Here is a 21,774-nt window from a genome sequence, read left to right on the forward strand (position 1 = left end):
TGCTTAAGACAAGGCAGTTCCGATCCGGCGCGGATGAACGAGGGTTGTGAGCCGTTACGGTCGCCGGGTGCCCAGCCACCAGACGGTAGAAGTTCTTCCAGACGGCGCCTTGCGATCCCGGGCCGGAATGGTCTATCGCCGAACCTCGGTGCGAGTGAAGCGCAAGAACGGCCGCGAGCTAGTGGGGGCGGGTGCCGACGTCGTCACTGACGTCTATCCCGACGGATTGACCTGGTTCGACGGCAGCGATGCAGTGTCGACCTGGAACGAGATCGAGCCTCGTCTCGTGACGGGCGCGCCGCCCCCAGCGACGGACCTGCAGTGGGTCGGACGTGTGTGGGAGTCCGAGTCCGGAGCCGTCCTTCTCTACTTCGTAGGCGACCACTAACGCTCCCAGACGACGGAAGGTGAAACGGGCCCCCGCTGGCCGACCACGCTCTGTGAGGTCGATGGGCGCGTGGCAGGTGGTCCGTATTCGTTCGTTCTGGGGCCGGTGCGCAGCCTCGGACGTGCCGGTGGCGCCGCGCAATTGCGCCTACAGGTACATCGCTTTGCGGGGATCTTCGGCGGTGAAGGCTGGCAGGATTTCGGTCATGTCTTACGACCTGCAGGTCTTTGTTCCTCACACGGCCGAGGGCGACGCGTTCGTTGGACTGGTGGGGGAGGGGCGCGGGCTGGCCGTTAGTCAGGTGGCTGCTGGCCAGGTCACGGTCGTGCGGGGTGGACGCGGGCGGTACGCCTTCTCGGTCGAGGGTCCGCACGATATCGACGCTGACGACGTTCCCAGTGAGGTCGACGTCGCGGTTCTGAGCGTCAGCTATCGCTACGACATCCTGGTGGAAGGCTCGGCAGCAGCCGATATCCCTCACGCAGTACGTTTCGCTCGACGTCTGGCGCGCCACTGCGGTGGAGCAGTTCTGGACCTGCAGACAGATGAGATGTGGGCGCCCGCCGGGACGCGAACCGTGGAACGCCCTCAACGCGAATCGCGCATCCGGGCCGTTGACTTGGGTTGGTACTGCCTGCGTGAAGACTTTGCTGCTGAACCGGCCGAAGTGTTCATCGCGGCGGCCGAGCGTCTTCTGCCTGAAGCTCTGCCCCAGCGGTTTGGTGACTACGAGCCTCTCCGCGGGAAGCTCGCCAAGGTGGGGGCAAGCGGTTTCATCACCGCGTGGCGGGAAGCAGATTGGGCGCTGTTCACCTCCGGCTCGCCACCGTGCACTGGTGGCTACCTCGAGAGCGGCGGCGATCGCGGCGCCCGCGAGCCGTTCTGGAGCATGTCGTTGACGTTCTTGGCGGACCCGCTCGAAGAGCCCGGTTGGCGATCCGCCGTGCGTCGGCTGTTCACCGCTCTGGCTAGCGACCTTCCAGCCTTCTACGCCACAGCTGAGGTCACGGCTGGACACATCTGGTCTGGCCGGTCGCTCATGTCCGACAGTGCCACCGAGCAGCGCATCAGCCCACTTCGGAACGAGCGCTGGCTGGGGCTCTCACCAGTCCCCGCATGGTGGACCTGGTTCGGTGCGCACTACCGTGACGCAGCGGCGTCACTGCCGCAGGACCGCGTGACGCAGTACAGCAGCGGGTTGATGTACGAGGCTTCCGACTCGCCTCGTCGAGGCGTCGAGCTCAAGGCGCTCGATCAATGGGTCCCCGCCGATCTCTTCGCTTGCGTCGAGCCTGGCTACGACGGGAGTGAGCTCCCCATTCCACTCAAACAAGCCCGCCACCTACCTACGGCCTTGCGCCCTTAATTCCGGTCAGCAACCGGCCTGGTCCAGAACTGGTCGGTTGTGAGCACGGCGAGCCGTAGCGCCGACTACCTTGGAAGGACCAGTCCGACGACTGCCGCTGGGCGTGGGGAACGTAGTGATCACTCTGGTGCGATGGATCCGGACAGGCGTTCTCGTTGTTGCAGCAACTGCGTCCGTCCAAGGGTGCTCGGTGCCCTCGGTCGGGGAAGTTGCCGTTGTGCGCGGCGACGATGGCACCCTGCAGGCCCACGTCAAGCTGTGCGACGGTGGCGGGCCGCTAGATGGCGTCACCGTCTACGGCTTTGAGGACAGCGACGCGGAAGGCGCGAGCGAGAACGTCCTCCTCGAGATCGATGCCGCAGGCGAGGTCACGGATGCCAGTAGCTGGATCTTGGAAGACCGGGCGGGAGCGCCTCTTGCTTTCGACGAGGTGACGCCGAACAGGCTTGTGGGGATCTACGGCTGGACCGATTCGAACCAAGAGTCCCTCGATGGTCCGGAAGGCTCCGTGGCTGTGTGGCGGGCCATCGAGCCCGGGCAGGTCATGAAGATCGACGGGTCGGGCGAGACAGTGGTTCAAGCCGGCAGCATCGACGAATGGCTGGACGACCCCTGCTGGAACAGGTAGGTCTCAACGGTCCAGCGCAGCGCGGTTCGAAATCGTTGGTTTCTGACCCGCGCCGGGGCTTGCCCCAGCGCTCGGCTCGCAGTCAGGTCACAGACGCCGCCCCGAGTCGTCGTATCGTCCGTACCACCACTCGCCGCTGTGGAACCTCGCGGGCGCCAGGCGCTGCCGCTTCCAGAAGTCCAGGTCCTCAGAAGGAAACAGCTCCTCGAGCTCGTCGTACAACTGATCTCGCAGATCCGTTGGCAAGCGTTGTCCGCACCACGGGCAGAAGAAGATGTTTTGCACGACCGAGAACGCACCCTCGGCCCCTGGGGCGCGCACGACGAAGAAGTAGGCACGCTCCTTCGAGTCGTACCTGAGAGGTCCCTCTTCGAGGTTCCTGGTCATCGGAACGCAGGAGTGCGGTGGAAGGTTGTGATCAGTTGTCACGGGCGATCAGCTCCTGGGGTGGGGCGGGGTAGTTGCGGCAAGGACCTGAGAGTCGTCCTAGGGTGCCGTGTGCCGGGCTGTCGGCGGGGGCGGAGTCGGACGGACTAGGGGCGGGTCAGCGCCACTGCCGGGGAGCAAGGTGACCCAAGACAGCGGCGGCTTGGTGGTTCTTCTTGTCCGATCCGAGGCCGTACCAGACCCGTTGAAGGCCGGGGACGTCGAGCAGCGGCCGGAGATCCTCGGGACGTAGGTGCTGCATGGCGATCAGGTTGACCTCGACGAGGGATGGGGCCGTCGTGAGCGGTCGCAGGTCCGCGACGCCTTTCATGGTGTTAATCGTGAGAGTCCGGAGTCCCCGGGCGCGGGTCCAATCCTGGGGGAGCGCGGCGTGCGGCATTCCGAAGACACTGAGTGTGCCGAGATGCTCGTTGTTGGCCGCTGGACCCAGGTCAGTGAAGCCACGAATTTGGACGAGCTCGAGATCGCGCAGTGATGACATGTCCTGGACTGCCGTGATGTTCTTCGTTCCGCCGAAAGCGATCTCAAGGCGGCGGAGGTGGTTCATCTCGCCCAGCGTGTCAAGCGTGTCGAGGGTGAGTGAGCGGAGCCTGATGTCCTCCAGCTGACGCAGTTCGCGCACGGTGTCGATGTCGCGGTGTTGGCGTTCGAGGCCAAGGCGCCGCAACTGCGCGAACCGCCGCAGAGGGCGTAGCGAAGGTTCCCGTCGAGAACGTCCAACGTCGAGCGCCCCGAGAGTGTCGGGCAAGTGGTCGAGCTGGTTGAGGTCGGTCAGATTTGCCAAGTCCAGCCGCAGCCGGTTCAGGTCGTGGAACCACCGCAGAAACGCTAGGTCAGTGAGGTCGGGACCGCCTGCGTCGTGCGCCCACAGCTCCGTCTTCGGGTGTTTCTTGAACCAGCTTCCTAGCCACTGGTAGTCCCGATCGAGGAGCGGCTCGGTGATACCGACGGTCTCCACCGATGAGAGCGCAAGACGCGCCCGGGTGTGTACGGGTATTGGGGAGTGAACATGGACAACAGCAGGCACGTCTGGACCCTAGAGGGGCGCTAGCCCCAACCACGTGTGTTGAGCCAAGCATGCTTCACAAACGGTGGTTTGTGAGCCGCAGTGCAACTTGGCTCGGGCAGGTTCTCTCTCGCGGGGTATCGATGTTGCCAATTAGCCGCCTGCACTGCTCGTGGCAAGATCCGTCCGAGGTTGCGTTCGACACGACTTAGGGGGTCTTGACGTGTCCGATGGACAGAAGCTGAGAATCGGCGGGCAGGTAGTGATTCTCGTGATCGGTGTGGTCTTGGCTTTCTACGGCGAGAGCTCGCTGAGCAGATGGATGGCAGGTGCTCTAGCTGCTATTGCGCTCGTGATCATCGCGATCGAGATTGGACGGGCGCGATCAGGGAGACCTCGCTCCGATCGGGGCCTTCGCTAGCTGTTTCTAGCCGGGAACGCAGCCAGATCAGGGCGCCGAGATTTGCTGGTTCGACCTTCCGGCGGTCAACAAGTCCGTCGCACCAAGTTCGGGAACGGTCGTGCCTTCCGAGGCCAGAATCGTTCGATTCTGACTCGCGCCCGGATCGGGCACCAGTGCGCGGCTCTCAACTCGTGCGCCTAGGACTACCCGTTTCTGAGCCGCCTTCAATGATCGAGGGTTCTGAGCCGCCCGCCGGTCGGCGAGGGTCGAGACCCCCAAACGCTGGGCGCTCGCGCGTCCCCGGGGGCACAGGAAAGCTGTTCAGCCGCTCCGGGCCTAGCCTCGGGCCATGACGTCGGCCGATCCACCAACCTTCTACTACCTGGGAGACCGACGAGACAGACGCCCGGTCGGCGCGGTACGAGCTATCAACCTCCCGACAACCCGCGGCCCCTGGGGCAAGCGCCAAACCCGAGTCGACTCCTACCTGCAGATCGTCGTCGCTCCGCCGTTCGACACTTCGCTGGCCCAGTTCGAGGAGCAGTACGTCTTCGCTGTCCCTGCCGACGAGCTTGACGGCTTCGAGATCGATCACATCTGGCCTACTCACGTCGACCGCTGGATCCTGTTGCGGGATGCCCCAGGCACAGATCTCTACTCGGCAAGGGAGTGGTTCGAGTCGCTGCCATACCCCGGCTGAGCTGAGCCAGCGCCCGGCGACAGCGAACTCGTCGATGTTCCCGCAGTCCTTGCGTCGGCCCCGTCGAGCGGGATGAGCGGTCGCGTAGACCTCCGCCCGGGCGGACCTTGTAGAGGTCTAACAGAGGGTCAGTTCTGTTCGTTTCTGACCCTCCTCCTATCGCCGCCTCGGGACCGTTCAGAACACGGGTCAGAACCCGTGACCGCAATCTACGGATCACAAGTGCAGGGCCCCGTCGTTTCTGAGCCGACCGTCCAATAGCGCAGGAGGAGCGCTACCAGCCGCGCGTCAGCGCGACCCGTCGTGCTCGCGGATCTGCGCGAGGCGCTCGTTGTAGGCCCGCAGCTCCGCGTCGTCGCTGCTCGCCTCGCGGCGGTCGTGCCGCTTCGACTCGACCCGGTCGTGGCGGAACCACTGGGCCAGCACGATCAGCACCACCATGAGGATGGGGATCTCCCCGATGGCCCACGAGAGCGAGCCGCCCAGCTCCTGGTCGGCGACGAGGTCGGTGGCGTAGGGCCGCTTGAGGCGGGAGTAGAAGTCCCCTCCGACCGGGGTGGTGCTCGACATGAGCGCGATCGAGAAGAACGCGTGGAACGGGGCGACCACCAGCAGCATCCCCAGCCGGCCCAGGTAGGGCAGGCGGTGCGGGACGGGCGCGATGCCGACGAGCGACTCGTAGAAGAGGTAGCCCGAGATGAGGAAGTGCAGCTCCATCCACGCGTGGCCGAGGTGGTTGTCCATCATCCAGCCGAAGAGGCCGGTGAAGTAGACGCCGTACAGGCTGGCGACGAACAGCAGCGCGGTGACGACGGGGTGGGACAGCACGCGCGCCGGCCCGCTCTGCAGCACGGCCGCGAGGATCTGCCGGGGCCCCTGCCCGCCGCGCACGTCGCTGCCGGGCAGCGCCTGCAGAGCGAGGTTCACCGGAGCGCCGGCGACGAGCAGGATCGGCGCCACCATCGACAGCAGCATGTGGCTGACCATGTGGGCGCTGAACAGGACGTGGCTGTAGGTGCCGAGTCCGCCGAGCGTCGCGTAGGCGATCACGAGCATGCCGGCCACGAACGCGACGGTCCGCAGGACGGGCCAGGCGTCGCCGCGCCGGTGCAGGGTGCGCAGCCCCACGCCGTACGCCACGAGGCCGCCGACGACCACGAGCAGCCCCACGCCGGAGGCGTTGAACGACCACAGCAGGTTCGCGGCGTCGGGGGCGGGCGGCAGCGGGCCGCCGAGCAGGGCCTCGGCGCCGGAGGCGTAGGGCTCGCCGACGGGCGGCGGCGTGCGCGAGAGCGCGACGCCGAGGCCGAACGCGACGCTCATCCAGACGAGCTCGACGCCGGTCAGCAGGGAGAAGGTACGGCGGCCCGCGGCGTCGTCGTCGATGCCCGCCACCACGCGGCGCCGGGCGGCCCACGCCACGACGCCGAGCACGACGAGGACGGCGATCTTGGCCAGGGCGCCGCGGCCGTAGCCGGTGCCGAGGAAGTCGCCGTCGACGCGCACCCAGGCGTTGACGACGCCCGAGGCGGCGGTGGCGCCGAAGCACCATGCGGCGATGGCGGAGAAGCGGCGGGCCGCGCGGCCGCGCACCTTGGGGGCGTCGGCGAGGTGCCACCACAGGGCCACGACGCCGCCGACCCACACGACGGCGGCCAGCACGTGCACGACCATGGAGACGACGGCCAGGTCGTGCGAGCCCGACGACGCCGAGTGGCCGGTGAGCACGGGCGGCACCAGCGTGAGCAGGGCCAGGCCCAGCAGGCCGCCCACCTCCCGCGCGGTCGCGACCCAGCGGGACAGCACGACGAGCACCAGGAGCATCACCGCCTGCGTGGCGGCGGCCTGGCCCTGGCTGACCTGGGTGAACCAGCTGCGGACGTCGATCCAGGCGAGGTCCCCGACGGGGACGGCCAGCTGGTCCGAGACGGTGAAGACGCCCTGCACGAGGCCCGCGACGAGCCAGACCAGGCCGGCCCAGGTCGCCGCGCGGGTGGCGCGGTGGCCGACGCGGCCGAGCTCGTCGCCCAGCCGCTTCGCCACCAGCAGGGGCACGAGGAAGCAGGAGACGACCGCCACCGCGGCCACGTGACCGACCATCTCGAGCGCCGGGATGGCCCAGCCCGTCAGGGCGCCGGGGTCGGGGATGCCTGCGGGCGGCGCCTGCGGGGCCCCGCCGGCCAGCTCGAGCAGCAGCCACATCGCCGCCGCGCCCACCACGAGCGCGCCGAGGGCCGCCGGGAGCAGGCCGCGGCGCTCGCGCTGCGGCGTACCGGGGGTGCCGGGGGTGCCCGGGGTGCCCGGCGTCTCCGGGGTGCCGGTCGCGCCGGCGCCCGGGGGGCGCTCGGTGCGGGGTCCGGCCTGGTCGGTGCTCACGTCCGCTCCCTCCGCAGGGCCACCGCGAGCAGGGCGGCGGCGACCACGAGCAGGCCGCCGAAGACCCACACGTGCTCGCCGTGGCGCTGCCACCAGCCCTCCTCGTCATCGGCGGCCGCCTCGACGGTGACCGTCGCGGTCGCGTCGGCCCCCGGCTCCGCGGCCCCGCCGGCGGCCGGGTCCTGGGCGGCCGGGCCGCCCGTCCCGACCTGGTAGGTCAGCTGCCCCGAGATCGGGTGGCCGTCCTCGGAGACGACGCGGTAGGCGATCGTGTAGCCGCCCTCGATCCCGTCGCCGAGCGGCTGGGTGACGGTGTCGCCGTCGATCACCGGGTCGCCGTCGACGACGTCACCGGCGGGGCCGGTCACCACGACGTACGCCGGGGCGCGGACCTCGCCGCTGAACTGCAGCGCCACCTCGGTGGGCGCGCCGTCGAGCGTGGCGCCGTCCTCGGGCGTCGACGACACGAGCGACGCGTGGGCCTGCGCCGGGGCGGCGAGCGCCAGCGGTGCGAGCACCAGGAGCGCGGCGGCCAGCAGTCGCAGGACGGCCGTGCGGGAGCCGGTCATGCGTCACCTTCCTCTCTCTGCCCAGTGTCCGCCCCGCTCCCCACGGCGGTGTCCGCGGGGGTCGTGGCGGTCGGGGGCGCCCACCCGAGCATCTCCCGGCCGACGAAGTCGCCCTCCGCGCAGGCGGGGGGCACGGCGTACACGGCGGAGCCGATGGTGGTGACCCACTCGTTGAGCAGGTCGAGCTCGTCCATCCGCTGCTGCACGGGCACGAACTGCTTCTCCACGTCGGCCGCGAAGGCGAGGAAGACGAGGCCGGCCCCGCCGTCGGGCGTCGTGTAGTTGTAGGCCCGGCGCAGGAACCGTTGGTCGGTGTCGGCGCTGCGCATGCGGGCCACGTGGCTGGCCGGGTCGATGACCGGGAAGCCGGTGGCGTCGGTGGCCGCGAAGTCGGGCTCGTCGTGCTCGGCCGACCCCGTGAGCGGCGCCCCGTCGGAGAGCCGGCGCCCGACGGTGAACTCCCGGGCCACGCGGTCGGTGCGGTCCCAGTCGGTCATGTCCATCGCGATGCGGCGCACCACGAGGAACGTGCCCCCGTCGAAGCCCGAGGCCGCGCCGGTGCTCCACAGCAGGCGGCCGTGGTCGGCGGCCGGCAGGTTGACCGTGCCGTCGACCTGGCCCATGAGGTTGCGCATCGTCGTGCCCTCGGCCTCGGTGCCGCGGGCGCGGCGGAAGCCCTCCTGCACCCAGCGAGTCGTCGCGAACGGCGCCGCGTCCTTGAGCAGCATGCGGCGGGCGTGCGCCAGCGTCACCGGGTCGTCGGAGCAGACCTGCACCACGACGTCCGTCTGGCCCCACGCCGGGTCGAGCTCGTCGCGGCTGAAGGCCGGGAGGTCGACCAGGCCGGGGTCGTACGCCGGCTGCAGCATCCGCAGCACCCGGGGCCCGAACCCGAAGGTGACGGTGAGCCGCGACGGCTCGGCCGCCAGCTCGGGCTCGGTGTCGGCCAGCGCCCCGGAGCCTGACGACAGCCGGGCGGCGTCGTCGCTGAGCAGCCGCATCATGCGCCCCAGGTGCTCGGTGCCGAGCCCCTCGAGCAGGTCGAGGCCGACCAGGCTGAGGTGGGCCTGCGCGGGCGTCGTGATGCCCGCCTGGTGCACCCCGTGGAAGTCGACCGTCTCCGCGCCGGTCGGGCGACCGGTCGGCCCCGACGCCTCCATGACGTCCGCGGACGTGCCCGACCGGGGCCCGCCGGTGTCCTCGCGGACCCCGCGCGAGCCCCAGCCGACCGCGGTGCCGCCGATCGCGGCGGCACCGGTCGCCAGCAGGCGGCGTCGGTCGAAGCGGGTCACTGGTCTCCCGTGTCGTCGCCGTGCTCGTGCCCGGCGCCGTCGTGGTCGGAGTGGTCGGAGTGCTGGGAGTGGTCGCCGCCGGCGTACTCCTCGTCGGCGCCCGTGTAGGGCTTCACGACCGCGGTGATCGTCTCGGTCGCGCCGTCGGCGAGCTCGAGCTCGATGGCCACGTCCTGGCCGGCCTCGAGGGGGCCGGTGAGCTCCATCAACATGATGTGGTCGCCGCCCGCGGTCAGCTCGTGGGTGCCGCCGGCGGGGACCGTGAAGCCGCCCTCCTTGGGCTGCATGACCATGGCGCCGCCGTCGCCGGTCAAGACCTCGTGCAGCTCGACGACGCCCGCGACGTCGGAGGAGGCGCCCACGACGGTGATGTCGGCGCCCGTCTCGTTGACGAACGTGCCGAAGGCGGCGGTCATGCCCCCGTCGGTGGCCTTCACCCACGGGTCGGTGACGCTGAGGCCCGTCGCGGAGGCGTCGTCGCCGGCCGGGGAGCTGCTGCTCGCAGCGTCGGCCGACGTGTCGTCGGACGCGGAGGCCGAGCTGCCGTCGCTGCCGCAGCCGGCGAGCAGCAGGACCGCCGCGGCGGCCACGCCGGCGCGGGTCAGGTGGGTGCGGGCCGGGGTGGTGGTGGATCGCTTCACGTGCGTTGCTCCTGGTGAGGGGGCGCGTCGGTGACGCGCGGAGGGGCGGCCCGCCGCCCCCTGCAGGGGCTCAGGCCGTGGGAACGGGTACGGCGAAGCGCGGCGGCCCGCGCGTCAGCTGCGGGTCGCGGCGGGGCGCGGTCGCGGGGGTCGCGCCCACGGCGACGGCGAGGGGCGCGGGGTGGGCGGGCACGCCGTACCGCTGCGGGAGCGGGGGGAGCAGGCGCAGCAGGGCCGCGCGGACGAGGCGCCACCACGCGCGTTCGGCGCCGAGCGCGGCGGCGACGGTGACCGCCCCGGCCGCGCCGTGGGCGAGCGCCATGGTGAGCGGGTCGTGGGCGGGCGCGGGGCCCGTGAGGCCCAGGGCCAGGTGGAGGCCCGCCTGGGTGAGCAGCGCCGTACCGGCGAGGCCGGCGACGTCGAGACGGCGGCGGGTCAGGGGGAGGGCGGTCGCGACGCCGACCAGCACGGCGAGGGCCGCCAGCCAGGCCGGGGGTGCCGCGCCGCCGGCGAGGACGTGCGCGGTGACCGCACCGGCGCCGCACAGCACGCCCGCGCTCAGCGCGCGGGGGGTGCGGAGGGGGGTGGCGGTCACGGGCATGACCTGGCGATTCTAGGCGCTCGGGCCCGCCGATCCCGCATCGTGTGGCGCATCTGGCGGCACCGGCAGGCGCGGCTGACGACGCCGGTCGTGCCGGCGTCCCCGGCCGGTAGCGGCTGGTGGTGACGAACCAGCCGCGGCCGGCGGTCCGCTGGTAGTCGCTGGCCGCGACCTACAGGAAGAGCCGGTCCACCTCGTCGAGCAGCGCCACGGAACCGTCGTCGCAGGCGTCGCACCCGCACTGCGGGACGAGCCCGACCGAGACGGGAGGCGTTCCGACGCCGACCGCGACGCTGTCGTGCTCCACGTCGACGGCGCGGACGGCGACGACCAGCGGGAGCGCGCCCTCCTCGTGGGGGCGGAGGTGCGTCGCCGTCCAGCGGCTGTCGACCGGGGTCCAGGCGAGGGGGCCCTCGTCCGTCCCCGCGACCTCCATCAGCCCCAGGTCGGTCAGCGCCCGGACCCAGGCGGCGGCCCGTGCCCCGACGATGCGGTAGCGCTCGGGGTCCGTGATTCGGCTGTAGGCGTCCTCCGCCGGCCCGTCCGTCCACGGGTCGGGCCACGAGGGCAGGCCGGCGCCGGTCACGGCGTACGCCGCACCGACCGCGGCCAGCAGCGTCTCCTCGTCCATGCGGCGAGGCTAGGTGGACGAGCGGCTCGCCGCCTCCCGGTTTCCGCCGGGCACGGCCGGGCAGGACGGGCGGCATGGGATTCAACCTGCACGTCGTCGTCCTCGAGCACTCCTCCGTCGACCGGCTCGCGGTCGCGGGCTGGCTGCCCTCCGGCGCGAGCGTCAGCACCGACGAGGCGTCGCACTCCTGGTACGACGGCATCGCGGCGTACGAGTCCGGCGGCCACGTCGTGCTCCTCGATCCGGCGATGCAGCTGGCCGGGCAGACCGCCGACCTCGCCACCTCGCTCGGCACCACGGTGGTCTCCGCGACCTTCGGCAGCACGGCGGAGGTGCACGCCTACCAGGTCGACGGCCCCGACGTCTCCCGCCTGGTCGTGCTGCAGGAGGGCGAGGTCGTCGAGGACCGGGGCGAGGCCCTGCCCGAGGAGGCCGGGGTACGGCGCGACGACGGCGGCGAGGACTGGCTGTTCGACGTCCTCGCGGCCCGGGGCCACCGGCTCGACCTCGACGTGCCCGACGCGGCGGTGCTGGCGCGCGGCTGAGCGGAGCCGCCCGATCGGGCCAGCGGGTCAGCCGGTCGCTCGCGTGCCGGATGTCACCACTCCCCACGCCGCCACCCTGCCGCGACGGGCCCCGGCCGGGAGGAGTGGTGACATCCGGGCGGCCGACCGCCGTCGGGCGGCCCGCACGCGAGACCCTCGGCACCCCGGCGACCCCACCACCGTCGGCGACCCCTGCTAGGAAGAACCCATGACCTCCGAGCCCGCGGGCGCCCCCACCGTCGACCGCGCCACCGTCGACCGCGCCGCCGCCCGCGAGGAGGCGGAGCGCCACCTGCAGGCGCTCGTCGGCCGCGAGGACGCGCGGCTGCGCGACGACCAGTGGACGGCCATCGAGGCGCTCGCCGTCGACCGGCGCCGCGCGCTCGTCGTGCAGCGCACCGGCTGGGGCAAGTCGGCGGTCTACTTCGTCGCCACCTTGCTGCTGCGCGCCCAGGGTGCGGGCCCGACGGTGATCGTCTCCCCGCTGCTCGCGCTGATGCGCAACCAGATCGCGGCGGCGCAGCGGGCCGGCGTACGGGCCGTGACGATCAACTCGACCAACCCGGAGGACTGGGAGCAGATCCACACCGGCGTCGCCGCCGGCGAGGTCGACGTGCTGCTCGTGTCGCCCGAGCGGCTCAACAACCCCACGTTCCGCGACGAGGTGCTGCCGCGCCTCTCGGCCAGCGCCGGTCTGCTGGTGGTCGACGAGGCCCACTGCATCTCCGACTGGGGCCACGACTTCCGGCCCGACTACCGCCGCATCCGCACGCTGCTGGCCGAGCTGCCCGACGGCGTGCCCGTGCTGGCGACCACGGCGACGGCGAACGCCCGCGTGACCCGCGACGTCGCCGAGCAGCTCGAGGCCGGCGGCGCGCCCGTCCTCGTGCTCCGCGGCTCGCTCGACCGCGAGTCGCTCCACCTCGGCGTCGTGCGGTTCCCGACGAGCGAGCAGCGCCTCGCCTGGCTCACCGACCACCTGCGGACCCTGCCGGGCTCCGGGATCATCTACTGCCTCACGGTCGCCGCCACCCAGGAGGTCGCGCAGCACCTGCGGGAGCAGGGGCACCACGTGGCGGCGTACTCCGGTCAGACCGATCCCACCGAGCGCGCTTCCCTCGAGGCCGCGCTCGCCGCGGGCGAGGTGAAGGCGCTGGTCGCCACCAGCGCACTCGGCATGGGCTTCGACGCGACCCTCGGGTTCGTCGTCAACCTCGGGGCGCCGAGCTCCCCGGTCAGCTACTACCAGCAGGTCGGCCGCGCCGGCCGCGGCACCGAGCAGGCCGAGGTCGTGCTCCTCCCCGGCCGCGAGGACCGCGACATCTGGGCCTACTTCGGCTCGCTGGCGTTCCCGCCCGAGCGGCTCGTGCGCCAGACGATCGACGCCCTCGACGCCGCCGGCCGCCCCCTGTCGACCGCCGTGCTCGAGACCGAGGTCGAGCTGGGGCGCAACCGGCTGGAGACGATGCTCAAGGTGCTCGACGTCGACGGGGCGGTACGCCGCACGAAGGGCGGCTGGGAGTCCACCGGCCAGCCGTGGACCTACGACGCCGAGCGCTACGCGCGGGTCGCCGAGGCCCGCGAGCGCGAGCAGGCGGCGATGCTCGCCTACCTCGAGACCGACGTGTGCCGCATGCGCTTCCTGCGCTCCCAGCTCGACGACCCGGTCCCCGACGGCCCCGAGGGCGACTGCGGGCGCTGCGACAACTGCGGCGGCCTCTCCCTCGACTCCGGCCTCGACGAGGCCGCCGTCGAGCAGGCCCGCGCCCGCCTCGACCGCCCCGGCGTCGTCATCGAGCCCCGCAAGATGTGGCCCAGCGGCCTCGACCGGCTCGGGGTCGAGCTCAAGGGCCGCATCAAGAACCCCGCCGAGGAGGGCCGCGCCGTCGCCCGGCTCACCGACCTCGGCCACGGCCAGGCGCTGCGCGACCTGTTCCGCGAGGGCCCCGAGGGCGCGTACGACGGAGCCGTCCCCGTCCCGCTCGTGCAGGCCGTCGTCGAGGTGCTCGGCGAGTGGCGCCCCGCGGTGGACCAGATCGTCGTCGTCGACTCGATGACCCACGGCACTCTGGTGCGCGACCTCGCGTCCGGCCTGTCGCGCTACCTCGGCGTCCCCGTCGTCGGCAGCTGGACGATCGCCGACCCGTCGATCCCGACCGGCGCCGGCGCCGCGAACTCCGCCCAGCGCGTCGCCGCGGTGCGTCGCCGCTCCCGGCTCGACCTCGACCTCACCGACGACGCGCGGCTCGGCCGCGTCCTCCTCGTCGACGACCGCGTCGTCACCGGGTGGACCCTCACGCTCGCCGCCGCCGCGCTGCTCGAGGCGGGGGCGAGCGCCGTCGTACCGCTGGTGCTGGCCACGCAGTCCTGAGCGGGGCAGTCCTGAGCGAGCCGGGCCCGTCGCCGGGCCCGGCTCACCGGATCGACGCGGCGTCGCTCAGCGCTGCGGCGCCAGCGACTGCCGCGCCAGCGCGGCCGCCGGGGACGTGCGCGGGCGCTGCTTGACCACCGCGGGCACCTTCGCGCGACGCGGCGCCGGCGGCTCGGCCGGCAGGTGCGGGTAGTAGTTGCGCGGCCGGCCGTTCTTGTCCACGGTCGCCAGCAGCTGTACGCCGATCAGCTCCACGGTGTGGGCGCTGAGCCACGACACGAAGATGGTCGGGATCGCGACGATCACCGCCGTCAGGAGGAAGACGTAGCCCGGGGCCCGGTCGGGCAGCAGGCCCATGCTCCCCACCCACCGCATGACGGGCTCGTGGGTCAGGTAGATCGCGTAGCCCAGGCCACCGACCCAGGCCAGCGGACCCCACGACAGCACCCGCGGCCACGGCCCCCCGTGCAGCACGATCGAGGCCATGAAGACGGCCACGCCGAGGGCGTACGCCGGGTGCCACCACTCCTGCTGCAGCGTGTCGATCGGCCGCACGATGACGAGCGCCAGCACGAAGGTCGAGCCGAGGATGGCGCACGCTGCGCGCACCGGCCGGCTCAGCCGGATGCCGGCCACGGTGAACACCGCGAGCAGCATCCCGATGCCGAAGTCGGTCGCCTTGCCGACGGGGGAGAACACCAGCGACCAGTCCGTGACCTCCGGGCGGCGGACCTGGGTCAGCCACGCGATGTAGAGCAGGCCGACCACGATCATCAGCAGGGGCACGCCGAGGGCGAGCGCGATGCGGTCGTCCTTCGTGCGGGCCTTCGTCACCGCACGGTGGATGAGCGGCGTCAGCAGCGCGACCAGCACGTAGAAGTGGAACTCGACCGCGAGCGTCCACGCCGGGCCGTTGGTCCAGAAGATGTACTCGTCGCTGTAGACGTGGGTGAAGGTCAGGTGGAGGACGAGGTCCTTCCAGTGGCCCGGGAGGTTCGGGTTGCTCCACGACCACACGATGATCGTCAGCACCCAGTAGAGCGGCAGGATCCGCGCCAGGCGCTTGGCGAGCGTCAGGGCGCCCGAGCGGCCGGGCCGCCCCGACAGCGCCGCCGCCGCGAGCGGCAGCCACATGACGAAGCCGGACAGCACGAAGAACATGTCGACGAACATGTCGACGCCGTACATGAGCTGGTGCCCGACGCCCTCGAGCGGCCACGCCTGCGTGGGCCCGGTCCGGTTCCACATGTAGGCGTGCACCAGCACGACGGCGAGCGCGGCGATGCCGCGCAGCCAGCCGAGGGGGTACATGGCGCGGCCGCCGCCGCTCGTGCCGCGCGTCTTGCCGATGCCGGCGGACGCGTCGGCCTTCTCGAATCCGGTCTGGGTCGGGCTGGCCAGCCCCTGGGAGCCGGGTGCGGCCGGGGTCTGCGTGCTCATGCGGCGCTCCGGTCGTGGGAGAGAGGACGGGACGGGTCGGTGGCGGCGCTGCGGGCCGTGACGACCCAGACGCGCTCGCCGCGGATCTGCTTGAGGTGGGCCACCCGGTTCACCAGGTTCTTCGCGCCCGTGTAGATGACGACGTTGAGCAGCGCCGCACGCACGAACCACCAGCCGTGCCGGCGTACCTCGGGCACGGAGACGCGCCACGCCACCATCGTCTGCACCGCGCCGGAGCTGATGATGTAGAGCGACAGGAAGAAGAAGATGGGCGAGCTGAGGTCGATGCCCTGGTCGCGCCAGGCGAGGAAGACCATCAGCGGCCACACCAGCTGCACCAGCCACGGGTACGCCTCGCGCCACGCCAGCAGGAACAGCACGCCGAGGCGGCGGCGCCAGCCGAGCTCCCGGCTCGTCAGCAGCGGCCACAGGTGCCGCAGGGAGACCTGGAACCAGCCCTGCGCCCAGCGCAGCCGCTGGCGCCACCAGCCGGTGACGTCGGCCGGGGCCAGCTCGCGGCTGACCAGGCCCGGGTCGTTGACGATCTTGCCGCCGGCCAGCAGCAGCCGCATCGACGACTCGATGTCCTCGGTCAGGTAGGACCCGCGCAGCCGGATCTGCTCGAGGGTCTCGCGGCGCCAGTAGCCGTTGGAGCCGCCGAAGATCCCGAAGCCGTGCAGGATCGTGCGGCCCGGGTGGGCGACGGCGTACAGCTGCTCGAACTCCACCGCCACGGTCTGCGCGAGCAGCGTGTCGGCCTCGCGGATGACGCAGTGGCCCTGCACGACGTCGGCGCCGTTCGCGATCCAGTGCCAGGCCCGGGAGAAGGCGCCCGGCATGGGGTGGTGGTCGGCGTCGAAGATGCCGACGAACTCGCCGGTGGCGAAGCGCAGGGCGGCGTTGACGTTCTGCGCCTTCGAGGTGCTGTCGTGCACCCGCAGCACCGTCAGGTTCGGGTGCTGCTCGTCGAGGGTCGCCAGCACGTCCTCGACCGCCAGGTCCTCCGGGGTGTTGTAGGCCAGGATCACCTGCAGCCCCCCGGCGTACTCCTGGTCCAGGAACGAGTCGAGGGTGTCGAGGATCGTCTCGGCCTCGTTCGGCAGGTACGCCGCGATGATCGCCGTCGCGGGCGGGGGCGTCACGTCCCGCAGCTCCTCGGGCAGCTCGGGCAGCATCGGCGGGTCGAGCGCGGTGAAGCACTCCGCCCAGATCGCCGTCGCGGTGAGGGTCAGGGAGGCGACGACCACCCAGTAGACGACGCCCGAGATGTCGAGGCCCAGGCCGTAGGTGAGGAACAGCAGCCCCAGCGGCAGCAGGAACGCGCCGACCGTGGCGATGAGGATCTGGATGGTGAACGTCCGGCGGGAGATGACGGGCTCGCGCTCGTCGGCGTGGCGGCGCACGGGCTGGAAGTCGCGCTGGCGCACTGAGTGGCGGGCGCCCTCGGTGGCCATCCGTACGGCGCGCTCCTCCGGGCTGCGGGGCGTGATCGGGGCCCAGCCGACGCCGAGCTCGATGCGCCGCGTGCTGTGGCCGAGCCGGTTCAGCACCTCGAGGGTGTGGTACGCCATCTCCTGCAGGCGGATCGGGCGGGCGCCGTGACCGGTGTGGTGCAGGCGCAGCACGAGCAGGCCGTCCGGGGTGGCCTGGATGCGCTCGCCCTCGATGAGGTGCACGCCGAGCTGCTCCGCGACGTCGGCGATGACCTCCTGGCTCGCGTGCAGCGAGGCCGACGTCGTGCCGGGGGCGACCCAGACGGGGTCGATGACCGCGACGAGGGACTCACCGGACCGGCGCCAGGGGATGCCCGGCACGCGGTCGAGCCAGCGCGGCGCAGCCGCCGGTCGCGGCTCCGGCCGCTCGCCGTGCACGGTGTCGGCGTCCACCGGGACCAACCTGCCGCTCAGCACCTGCAGGTGCTGGCGGAGCCGATCCTCGGCGATCGCCGAGGTGTCGACGTCGTTCGACATCTGTGGACCTCCCCGAGTCGTGGCGCCCTGCGGCCACCCGGGTCGACGAGCGGATCACGCTCGGCTCGAACCGGCCCTGCTCCCTCAGGGACCCGCCTCGTCGCGGGCGCGGCACACGGCCACCGGACGGATCAACGGAGCAGTTGAGCGGAGGTTCGGGGTCGGAACGGGATTTCTTTGCTCGGTCTAGACAGATTCTTGAGGTCGAACGCGAATACCGCGCCGTTGTGCGGGTAAAGGGGACCGACGGTGACGAGCACCACGCCCCCGGGGCGTGACGTCAGCCGACGAGCCCGTCGACCGCGGCCAGCACCGCCGGGTCGTCGGGGGTGGTGGTCGGCGAGAAGCGCGCGACCACGGAGCCGTCGGCGTCGACGAGGAACTTCTCGAAGTTCCACTGCACGTCGCCCGGCTCGGGGCTCTCCTTGAACCCGCCGGCGTCGGCGTACGGCGCGCCCACGAGCGCTTCGTACACGGCGTGCCGGCCCGCCCCGTTGACCTCCACCTTCTCGGTGAGGGGGAACGAGACGCCGTAGGTGGCCGAGCAGAACTCCGCGATCTCCTCGCTGCTGCCGGGCTCCTGGCCGCCGAACTGGTTGCACGGCAGGCCCACGACGGCGAGGCGGTCGGCGTACGTCTCCGCGAGCTGCTCGAGCGCCGAGTACTGCGGCGTGAGACCGCACCTGCTGGCCACGTTGACGAGCAGGGCGGGGCGCCCGCCCGTGAGCTCGCCGAGGGTGGCGGGCGTGCCGTCCAGGCGGGCGATCGGGGTGTCGAGGAGGCTCATGCCGGTGAGCGTACGCCGCCTGTCGGCGCCCCCCGCTAGGTTCGACGGGCCCTGCACCGCGAGCGCCCGAGAGGTCTGCGTTGAGCTTCGTCCCCCTGTCCGGCCCGGCGACGTTCCGCGCCGCCGAGCCGCCGCGGGCGAGCGCGGTGGTGTTCACCGGGCGCGGGCGGGAGGTGGAGCTGCCGCTGCGGGCGGCGCTGCCGGTGCTGACGCGGGCGCAGTCCGACGCCGCCGCCCACCCCAGCGTGGGGCTGCTGGCGGGGGCGGCGCTGCTCGCGGTCCGGATGGTCGCCGCCGGTCGCTTCGCCCCCGACGAGCGGGGCGACGCCTGGCGCGCCGACCCCGACGCCGACGACCACGACCGGCTCGTCATGCTCGCCCGCTCCCGGGCCCACGACGACCTCGCGCCCGAGGACGCCCTCGCGCTCGCCCGCTCCGTGCTCGACGCCGTCACCGACACGCTGCCGCGCACCCCGCCGAGCGGCGCGTCGGGCCGGCCCGGCAGCCCCGGCAGTCCCGGAAGCCCGGGTGGCTCCGGGAGCCCGCGCTCGCCGGGGGTGGGCACGCCGACGACCACGCCCGGCCCGCCGCCGCGGCGCAGCGACTTCTCCGAGCGCCTGCGCGCGCGCATCGCGGAGGCCCGCTCGGCCCGCGCCGAGGACACGTCGCTCGCCCAGCTCGTGACCCTGTCGCTGCGCGTCGAGGCCGACGAGGAGGAGCTGGTCGCCGGGGCCGTGCGCCTCGTGCTGCAGGTGCACGACGAGCGCGACCCGCTGCGCTTCTGCGACGCCGCCCTGCTGTGGGCGGGGGAGGGCGGCCAGCACGGGTTCGGCTCCCGCGCCCGGACCCACGCGACGATCGCGCTGCGCGACGCGGCGACCGCCTGGCCGGTGCTCGAGCGGTTCGCCCAGCTGGCCGTGCCCGACGAGATCACGCTCGACGCCGACGAGATCGCGAGCCTGCTGGAGGACGGCGTGGCCGCGCTGCGCGAGCGCGGGGTCGACGTGCTGTGGCCCCGCAGCCTCGGCACCGACCTCACGACGCGGGCGGTGCTCGACCACCGGCCCCGCTCGACCGGCCCCCGCGAGGAGCTGCTCCACGACGGCCTGTTCGGGCCCGACGCGCTCTTCGCGTTCTCCTGGCAGGTGGCGCTCCACGGGGAGGCGCTGACCCACGAGGAGATGGACGAGCTGGCCCGGGCCGCGTCGCCGATCATCCGGCTGCGCGGCTCCTGGACCGTGGTGGACCCGACGGTGGCACGCCGGGCCCGCAAGCGCCTCGTGCGCACCGTCAAGCCCGCCCAGGCGCTGGCGGCCGCGCTCACCGGCGTGGTGGAGGTCGACGACGCGCCCGCCGAGGTGGTCGTGGGCGCCACGCTGCTGAAGGTGCGCGAGCGGCTGCTCGAGGCCGCGACCCGCGAGCCCGTCGACCCGCCCGCCGGGCTGCGGGCCACCCTGCGCGACTACCAGCGCCACGGCCTCACCTGGCTGGCCGAGCTCACGGGCCTCGGGCTCGGCGCCTGCCTCGCCGACGACATGGGGCTCGGCAAGACCCTCACCCTCATCGCGCTCCACCTGCACCGCGTCGAGCAGGGCCTGGCCACCGGGCCCACCCTCGTCGTCTGCCCCACCTCCCTGCTCGGCAACTGGGAGGCGGAGATCCGCCGCTTCGCCCCCGACGTGCCGGTCCGCCGCTTCCACGGGAGCGCGCGCTCGCTCGAGGCCGGGCTCGGCGACGACCCGGGGTTCGTGCTCACGACGTACGGCACGCTGCGCAGCGACGTCACCGGCCCCACGCGGACGCTGGCGGGGCAGCACTGGGGGCTCGTCGTCGCCGACGAGGCGCAGCACGTCAAGAACCCCGCCTCCGGCACGGCCCGCGCCCTGCGCCAGCTCACCAGCGACGCCCGCGTCGCCCTCACGGGCACGCCCGTGGAGAACGACCTCACCGAGCTGTGGGCGATCCTCGACTGGGCGATCCCCGGCCTGCTCGGCAGCCGCAACGCCTTCCGCAAGGTGTGGGCGGCGCCGATCGAGTCGGGCGCGGAGCCGAGCAAGGCGCGCCAGTTCGCCGACCTCATCGGCCCGTTCCTGCTGCGCCGGCGCAAGTCCGACCCGGGCATCGCGCCCGAGCTGCCGCCGAAGACCGAGACCGACCACCTGCTCGACCTCACCCGCGAGCAGGTGGTCCTCTACGAGGCCTACGTGCGCGACTGCATGGAGCGCATCGAGCGCTCCGACACCGAGGCCCGCCGCGGCCTCGTGCTCGCGATGCTCACCGGGCTCAAGCAGATCTGCAACCACCCGGCGCACTTCCTCAAGCAGTCGAACGGCCGCATCGCCGGGCGCTCGGAGAAGCTGGAGCTGCTCGACGAGCTGGTCGCAACGATCGTCTCCGAGGGGTCGTCGGTGCTGGTCTTCACCCAGTACGTCGCGATGGCCCGCCTCGTCGAGCAGCACCTGGCCGCCACCGGCGTGCCGCACCAGCTGCTCCACGGCGGCTCCCCGGTGAAGGAGCGCGAGCGGATGGTCGCCGCCTTCCAGGCCGGCCCGGAGGCGGGCGGACCACCGGTGTTCCTGCTGTCGCTGAAGGCCGGCGGCACCGGGCTCAACCTCACCCGCGCCGACCACGTGGTGCACCTCGACCGCTGGTGGAACCCGGCGGTCGAGGACCAGGCGACCGACCGCGCCTACCGCATCGGCCAGACCCGGCCGGTGCAGGTGCACCGCCTCGTCACGCGCGGCACCGTGGAGGAGCGCGTCGCCGAGCTGCTCACCCGCAAGCGGGCGCTGGCCGACGCGGTCCTGGCCCGCGGCGAGGCCGCGTTCACCGAGCTCGACGACGCCGACCTGCGCGACCTCGTCACGCTGCGGCGTACCCCCGAGGCCGGCGCCGTGGGGGAGCCGGGGTGACCACCGCCCGCACGACCCACCCGCGGCTGGCGCCGCGTCGCGCCGGCGGTCGGCAGCCGTGGTGGGCCAAGGCGTGGACGCGGGCGGTGGAGGAGGCCGCGTTCTCCGAGCGGGACCTGCGGGCCGGCCAGCGCCTCGCCCGCGCCGGGCAGGTCGGCGGCATCACCGTCGGGGCCGGCTCGGTGCTCGCCGCCGTGCGGGAGGACGACGACGCCTGGACGGTCACCGTCGACGTCCCGGTGCTCGCCACGCCGGAGCGCGACGCCCTCGTCGACGCCGTCGCGGCGGAGTCGGGCCGGGTCGCGGCGCTGCTCGCCGGGGACCTGCCGCACCGGCTGGTCGAGGACGCGGAGGAGCTGGGCGTCGAGCTGCTCCCGTACGGCGGGGAGCTCGCCGCCACCTGCACCTGCCCGCACTCCCTCGACCCCTGCGCCCACGCCCTCGCGGTGCTCGTGCAGGTCGGGTGGCTGGTGGCCGACGACCCCCTGGTGCTGCTGGCGCTGCGCGGACTGGACCGCGAGGACCTGCTCGCGCGGCTGCACGCCCGCACGGGGTCCGGGGACGCGTCAGATGACGAGGGGAGCGGCGGGGCGAGCGGCGGCGAGGACCCCGACGTGCTCGACGTGGCGGCCGACGCGGCCCTGCGTGCCGCGCGGCTGCTGCGCGAGATCGAGGCGGGGCGGGTGCCGGAGAGCTGGTGA

At 72.6% G+C, this 21,774-nt stretch carries 19 protein-coding genes; 8 read left to right on the forward strand and 11 right to left on the reverse strand.

All coding sequences use genetic code 11. From position 1 onward, the window contains the following. Nucleotides 1-67 precede the first annotated feature (67 nt). From ACOACO_RS03705 to ACOACO_RS03715, 3 genes are all read left to right on the forward strand, one after another. The gene (locus ACOACO_RS03705) at nt 68-388 is read left to right on the forward strand and encodes a hypothetical protein (RefSeq protein WP_420294901.1); all 321 of its coding nucleotides are present in this window, start codon (nt 68-70) and stop codon (nt 386-388) included. 205 nt (nt 389-593) lie between these two features. Beyond that, on the forward strand, nt 594-1,754 hold the full coding sequence (locus tag ACOACO_RS03710) for a hypothetical protein (protein ID WP_420294902.1): 1,161 nt from the start codon (nt 594-596) through the stop codon (nt 1,752-1,754). Between the two features lie 190 nt (nt 1,755-1,944). Next, on the forward strand, nt 1,945-2,382 hold the full coding sequence (locus ACOACO_RS03715) for a hypothetical protein (protein WP_420294903.1): 438 nt from the start codon (nt 1,945-1,947) through the stop codon (nt 2,380-2,382). Nucleotides 2,383-2,469: 87 nt separating this feature from the next. Here the strand turns inward: ACOACO_RS03715 and ACOACO_RS03720 are convergent, their stop codons facing one another. Both ACOACO_RS03720 and ACOACO_RS03725 read right to left on the reverse strand, forming a co-directional pair. Further along, nucleotides 2,470-2,769 carry a DUF6980 family protein gene (locus ACOACO_RS03720; protein WP_420294904.1) on the reverse strand — a complete coding sequence of 100 codons (300 nt, stop codon included), beginning with the start codon at nt 2,767-2,769 and terminating at the stop codon, nt 2,470-2,472. Nucleotides 2,770-2,926: 157 nt separating this feature from the next. Further along, on the reverse strand, nt 2,927-3,787 hold the full coding sequence (locus ACOACO_RS03725; protein ID WP_420294905.1) for a hypothetical protein: 861 nt from the start codon (nt 3,785-3,787) through the stop codon (nt 2,927-2,929). Nucleotides 3,788-4,587: 800 nt separating this feature from the next. Between ACOACO_RS03725 and ACOACO_RS03730 the strand changes: the two genes are divergently transcribed. Further along, on the forward strand, nt 4,588-4,938 hold the full coding sequence (locus ACOACO_RS03730) for a hypothetical protein (protein ID WP_420294906.1): 351 nt from the start codon (nt 4,588-4,590) through the stop codon (nt 4,936-4,938). A gap of 288 nt (nt 4,939-5,226) precedes the next feature. On the opposite strand, the gene ACOACO_RS03735 is transcribed toward ACOACO_RS03730, so the two are convergent. The 6 genes from ACOACO_RS03735 to ACOACO_RS03760 all read right to left on the reverse strand — a co-directional run bounded on the left by ACOACO_RS03735 (nt 5,227) and on the right by ACOACO_RS03760 (nt 11,048). Further along, nucleotides 5,227-7,314: a cytochrome c oxidase assembly protein gene (locus tag ACOACO_RS03735; RefSeq protein WP_420294907.1), complete on the reverse strand. Its 2,088-nt coding sequence runs from the start codon at nt 7,312-7,314 to the stop codon at nt 5,227-5,229. Next, nucleotides 7,311-7,883, reverse strand: coding sequence for a copper resistance CopC family protein (locus ACOACO_RS03740; RefSeq protein ID WP_420294908.1), 573 nt, complete (start codon nt 7,881-7,883; stop codon nt 7,311-7,313). Before ACOACO_RS03740 ends, ACOACO_RS03735 begins: the two co-directional genes overlap by 4 nt. Beyond that, nucleotides 7,880-9,175, reverse strand: coding sequence for a Dyp-type peroxidase (locus ACOACO_RS03745; protein WP_420294909.1), 1,296 nt, complete (start codon nt 9,173-9,175; stop codon nt 7,880-7,882). The genes ACOACO_RS03740 and ACOACO_RS03745 overlap by 4 nt, the downstream gene beginning before the upstream one ends. Then, nucleotides 9,172-9,816, reverse strand: a complete 645-nt coding sequence (locus tag ACOACO_RS03750) for a copper chaperone PCu(A)C (RefSeq protein ID WP_420294910.1) — start codon at nt 9,814-9,816, stop codon at nt 9,172-9,174. Before ACOACO_RS03750 ends, ACOACO_RS03745 begins: the two co-directional genes overlap by 4 nt. Nucleotides 9,817-9,886: 70 nt before the next feature. Beyond that, on the reverse strand, nt 9,887-10,411 hold the full coding sequence (locus tag ACOACO_RS03755) for a hypothetical protein (protein ID WP_420294911.1): 525 nt from the start codon (nt 10,409-10,411) through the stop codon (nt 9,887-9,889). A gap of 178 nt (nt 10,412-10,589) precedes the next feature. Next, nucleotides 10,590-11,048: a DUF6226 family protein gene (locus tag ACOACO_RS03760; RefSeq protein WP_420294912.1), complete on the reverse strand. Its 459-nt coding sequence runs from the start codon at nt 11,046-11,048 to the stop codon at nt 10,590-10,592. A gap of 74 nt (nt 11,049-11,122) precedes the next feature. Here ACOACO_RS03760 and ACOACO_RS03765 point away from each other — a divergent pair, with 74 nt between their 5' ends. Further along, nucleotides 11,123-11,593 carry a hypothetical protein gene (locus ACOACO_RS03765; protein ID WP_420294913.1) on the forward strand — a complete coding sequence of 157 codons (471 nt, stop codon included), beginning with the start codon at nt 11,123-11,125 and terminating at the stop codon, nt 11,591-11,593. A gap of 208 nt (nt 11,594-11,801) precedes the next feature. Then, a complete protein-coding gene (locus tag ACOACO_RS03770; protein ID WP_420294914.1) occupies nt 11,802-13,964 on the forward strand; it encodes a RecQ family ATP-dependent DNA helicase in 2,163 nt (720 codons plus the stop codon). Between the two features lie 66 nt (nt 13,965-14,030). Here the strand turns inward: ACOACO_RS03770 and ACOACO_RS03775 are convergent, their stop codons facing one another. The 3 genes from ACOACO_RS03775 to ACOACO_RS03785 form a co-directional block, all read right to left on the reverse strand. Further along, nucleotides 14,031-15,404 carry an acyltransferase family protein gene (locus ACOACO_RS03775; RefSeq protein WP_420294915.1) on the reverse strand — a complete coding sequence of 458 codons (1,374 nt, stop codon included), beginning with the start codon at nt 15,402-15,404 and terminating at the stop codon, nt 14,031-14,033. After that, complete coding sequence (locus ACOACO_RS03780) at nt 15,401-17,374, reverse strand: glycosyltransferase (protein WP_420294916.1); 1,974 nt, start codon at nt 17,372-17,374, stop codon at nt 15,401-15,403. The genes ACOACO_RS03775 and ACOACO_RS03780 overlap by 4 nt, the downstream gene beginning before the upstream one ends. 280 nt (nt 17,375-17,654) lie before the next feature. Beyond that, the gene (locus ACOACO_RS03785; RefSeq protein WP_420294917.1) at nt 17,655-18,161 is read right to left on the reverse strand and encodes a glutathione peroxidase; all 507 of its coding nucleotides are present in this window, start codon (nt 18,159-18,161) and stop codon (nt 17,655-17,657) included. An 80-nt stretch (nt 18,162-18,241) separates the two neighbouring features. On the opposite strand from ACOACO_RS03785, the gene ACOACO_RS03790 reads away from it, so the two are divergent. Both ACOACO_RS03790 and ACOACO_RS03795 read left to right on the forward strand, forming a co-directional pair. Beyond that, complete coding sequence (locus ACOACO_RS03790; protein ID WP_420294918.1) at nt 18,242-21,073, forward strand: DEAD/DEAH box helicase; 2,832 nt, start codon at nt 18,242-18,244, stop codon at nt 21,071-21,073. Further along, nucleotides 21,070-21,774, forward strand: a complete 705-nt coding sequence (locus ACOACO_RS03795) for an SWIM zinc finger family protein (RefSeq protein WP_420294919.1) — start codon at nt 21,070-21,072, stop codon at nt 21,772-21,774. Before ACOACO_RS03790 ends, ACOACO_RS03795 begins: the two co-directional genes overlap by 4 nt.

Origin of the sequence: Nocardioides sp. CPCC 205120, from assembly GCF_048654585.1 — a bacterium.
Lineage (GTDB): Bacteria > Actinomycetota > Actinomycetes > Propionibacteriales > Nocardioidaceae > Nocardioides.

Coding starts and splice junctions, on each gene's coding strand:
- ACOACO_RS03710 (WP_420294902.1), top strand. CDS start 594: ATGTCTTACGACCTGCAGGTCTTTGTTCCTCACACGGCCGAGGGCGAC.
- ACOACO_RS03720 (WP_420294904.1), bottom strand. CDS start 2,769: ATGACCAGGAACCTCGAAGAGGGACCTCTCAGGTACGACTCGAAGGAG.
- ACOACO_RS03730 (WP_420294906.1), top strand. CDS start 4,588: ATGACGTCGGCCGATCCACCAACCTTCTACTACCTGGGAGACCGACGA.
- ACOACO_RS03740 (WP_420294908.1), bottom strand. CDS start 7,883: ATGACCGGCTCCCGCACGGCCGTCCTGCGACTGCTGGCCGCCGCGCTC.
- ACOACO_RS03760 (WP_420294912.1), bottom strand. CDS start 11,048: ATGGACGAGGAGACGCTGCTGGCCGCGGTCGGTGCGGCGTACGCCGTG.
- ACOACO_RS03765 (WP_420294913.1), top strand. CDS start 11,123: ATGGGATTCAACCTGCACGTCGTCGTCCTCGAGCACTCCTCCGTCGAC.
- ACOACO_RS03770 (WP_420294914.1), top strand. CDS start 11,802: ATGACCTCCGAGCCCGCGGGCGCCCCCACCGTCGACCGCGCCACCGTC.
- ACOACO_RS03775 (WP_420294915.1), bottom strand. CDS start 15,404: ATGAGCACGCAGACCCCGGCCGCACCCGGCTCCCAGGGGCTGGCCAGC.
- ACOACO_RS03780 (WP_420294916.1), bottom strand. CDS start 17,374: ATGTCGAACGACGTCGACACCTCGGCGATCGCCGAGGATCGGCTCCGC.
- ACOACO_RS03785 (WP_420294917.1), bottom strand. CDS start 18,161: ATGAGCCTCCTCGACACCCCGATCGCCCGCCTGGACGGCACGCCCGCC.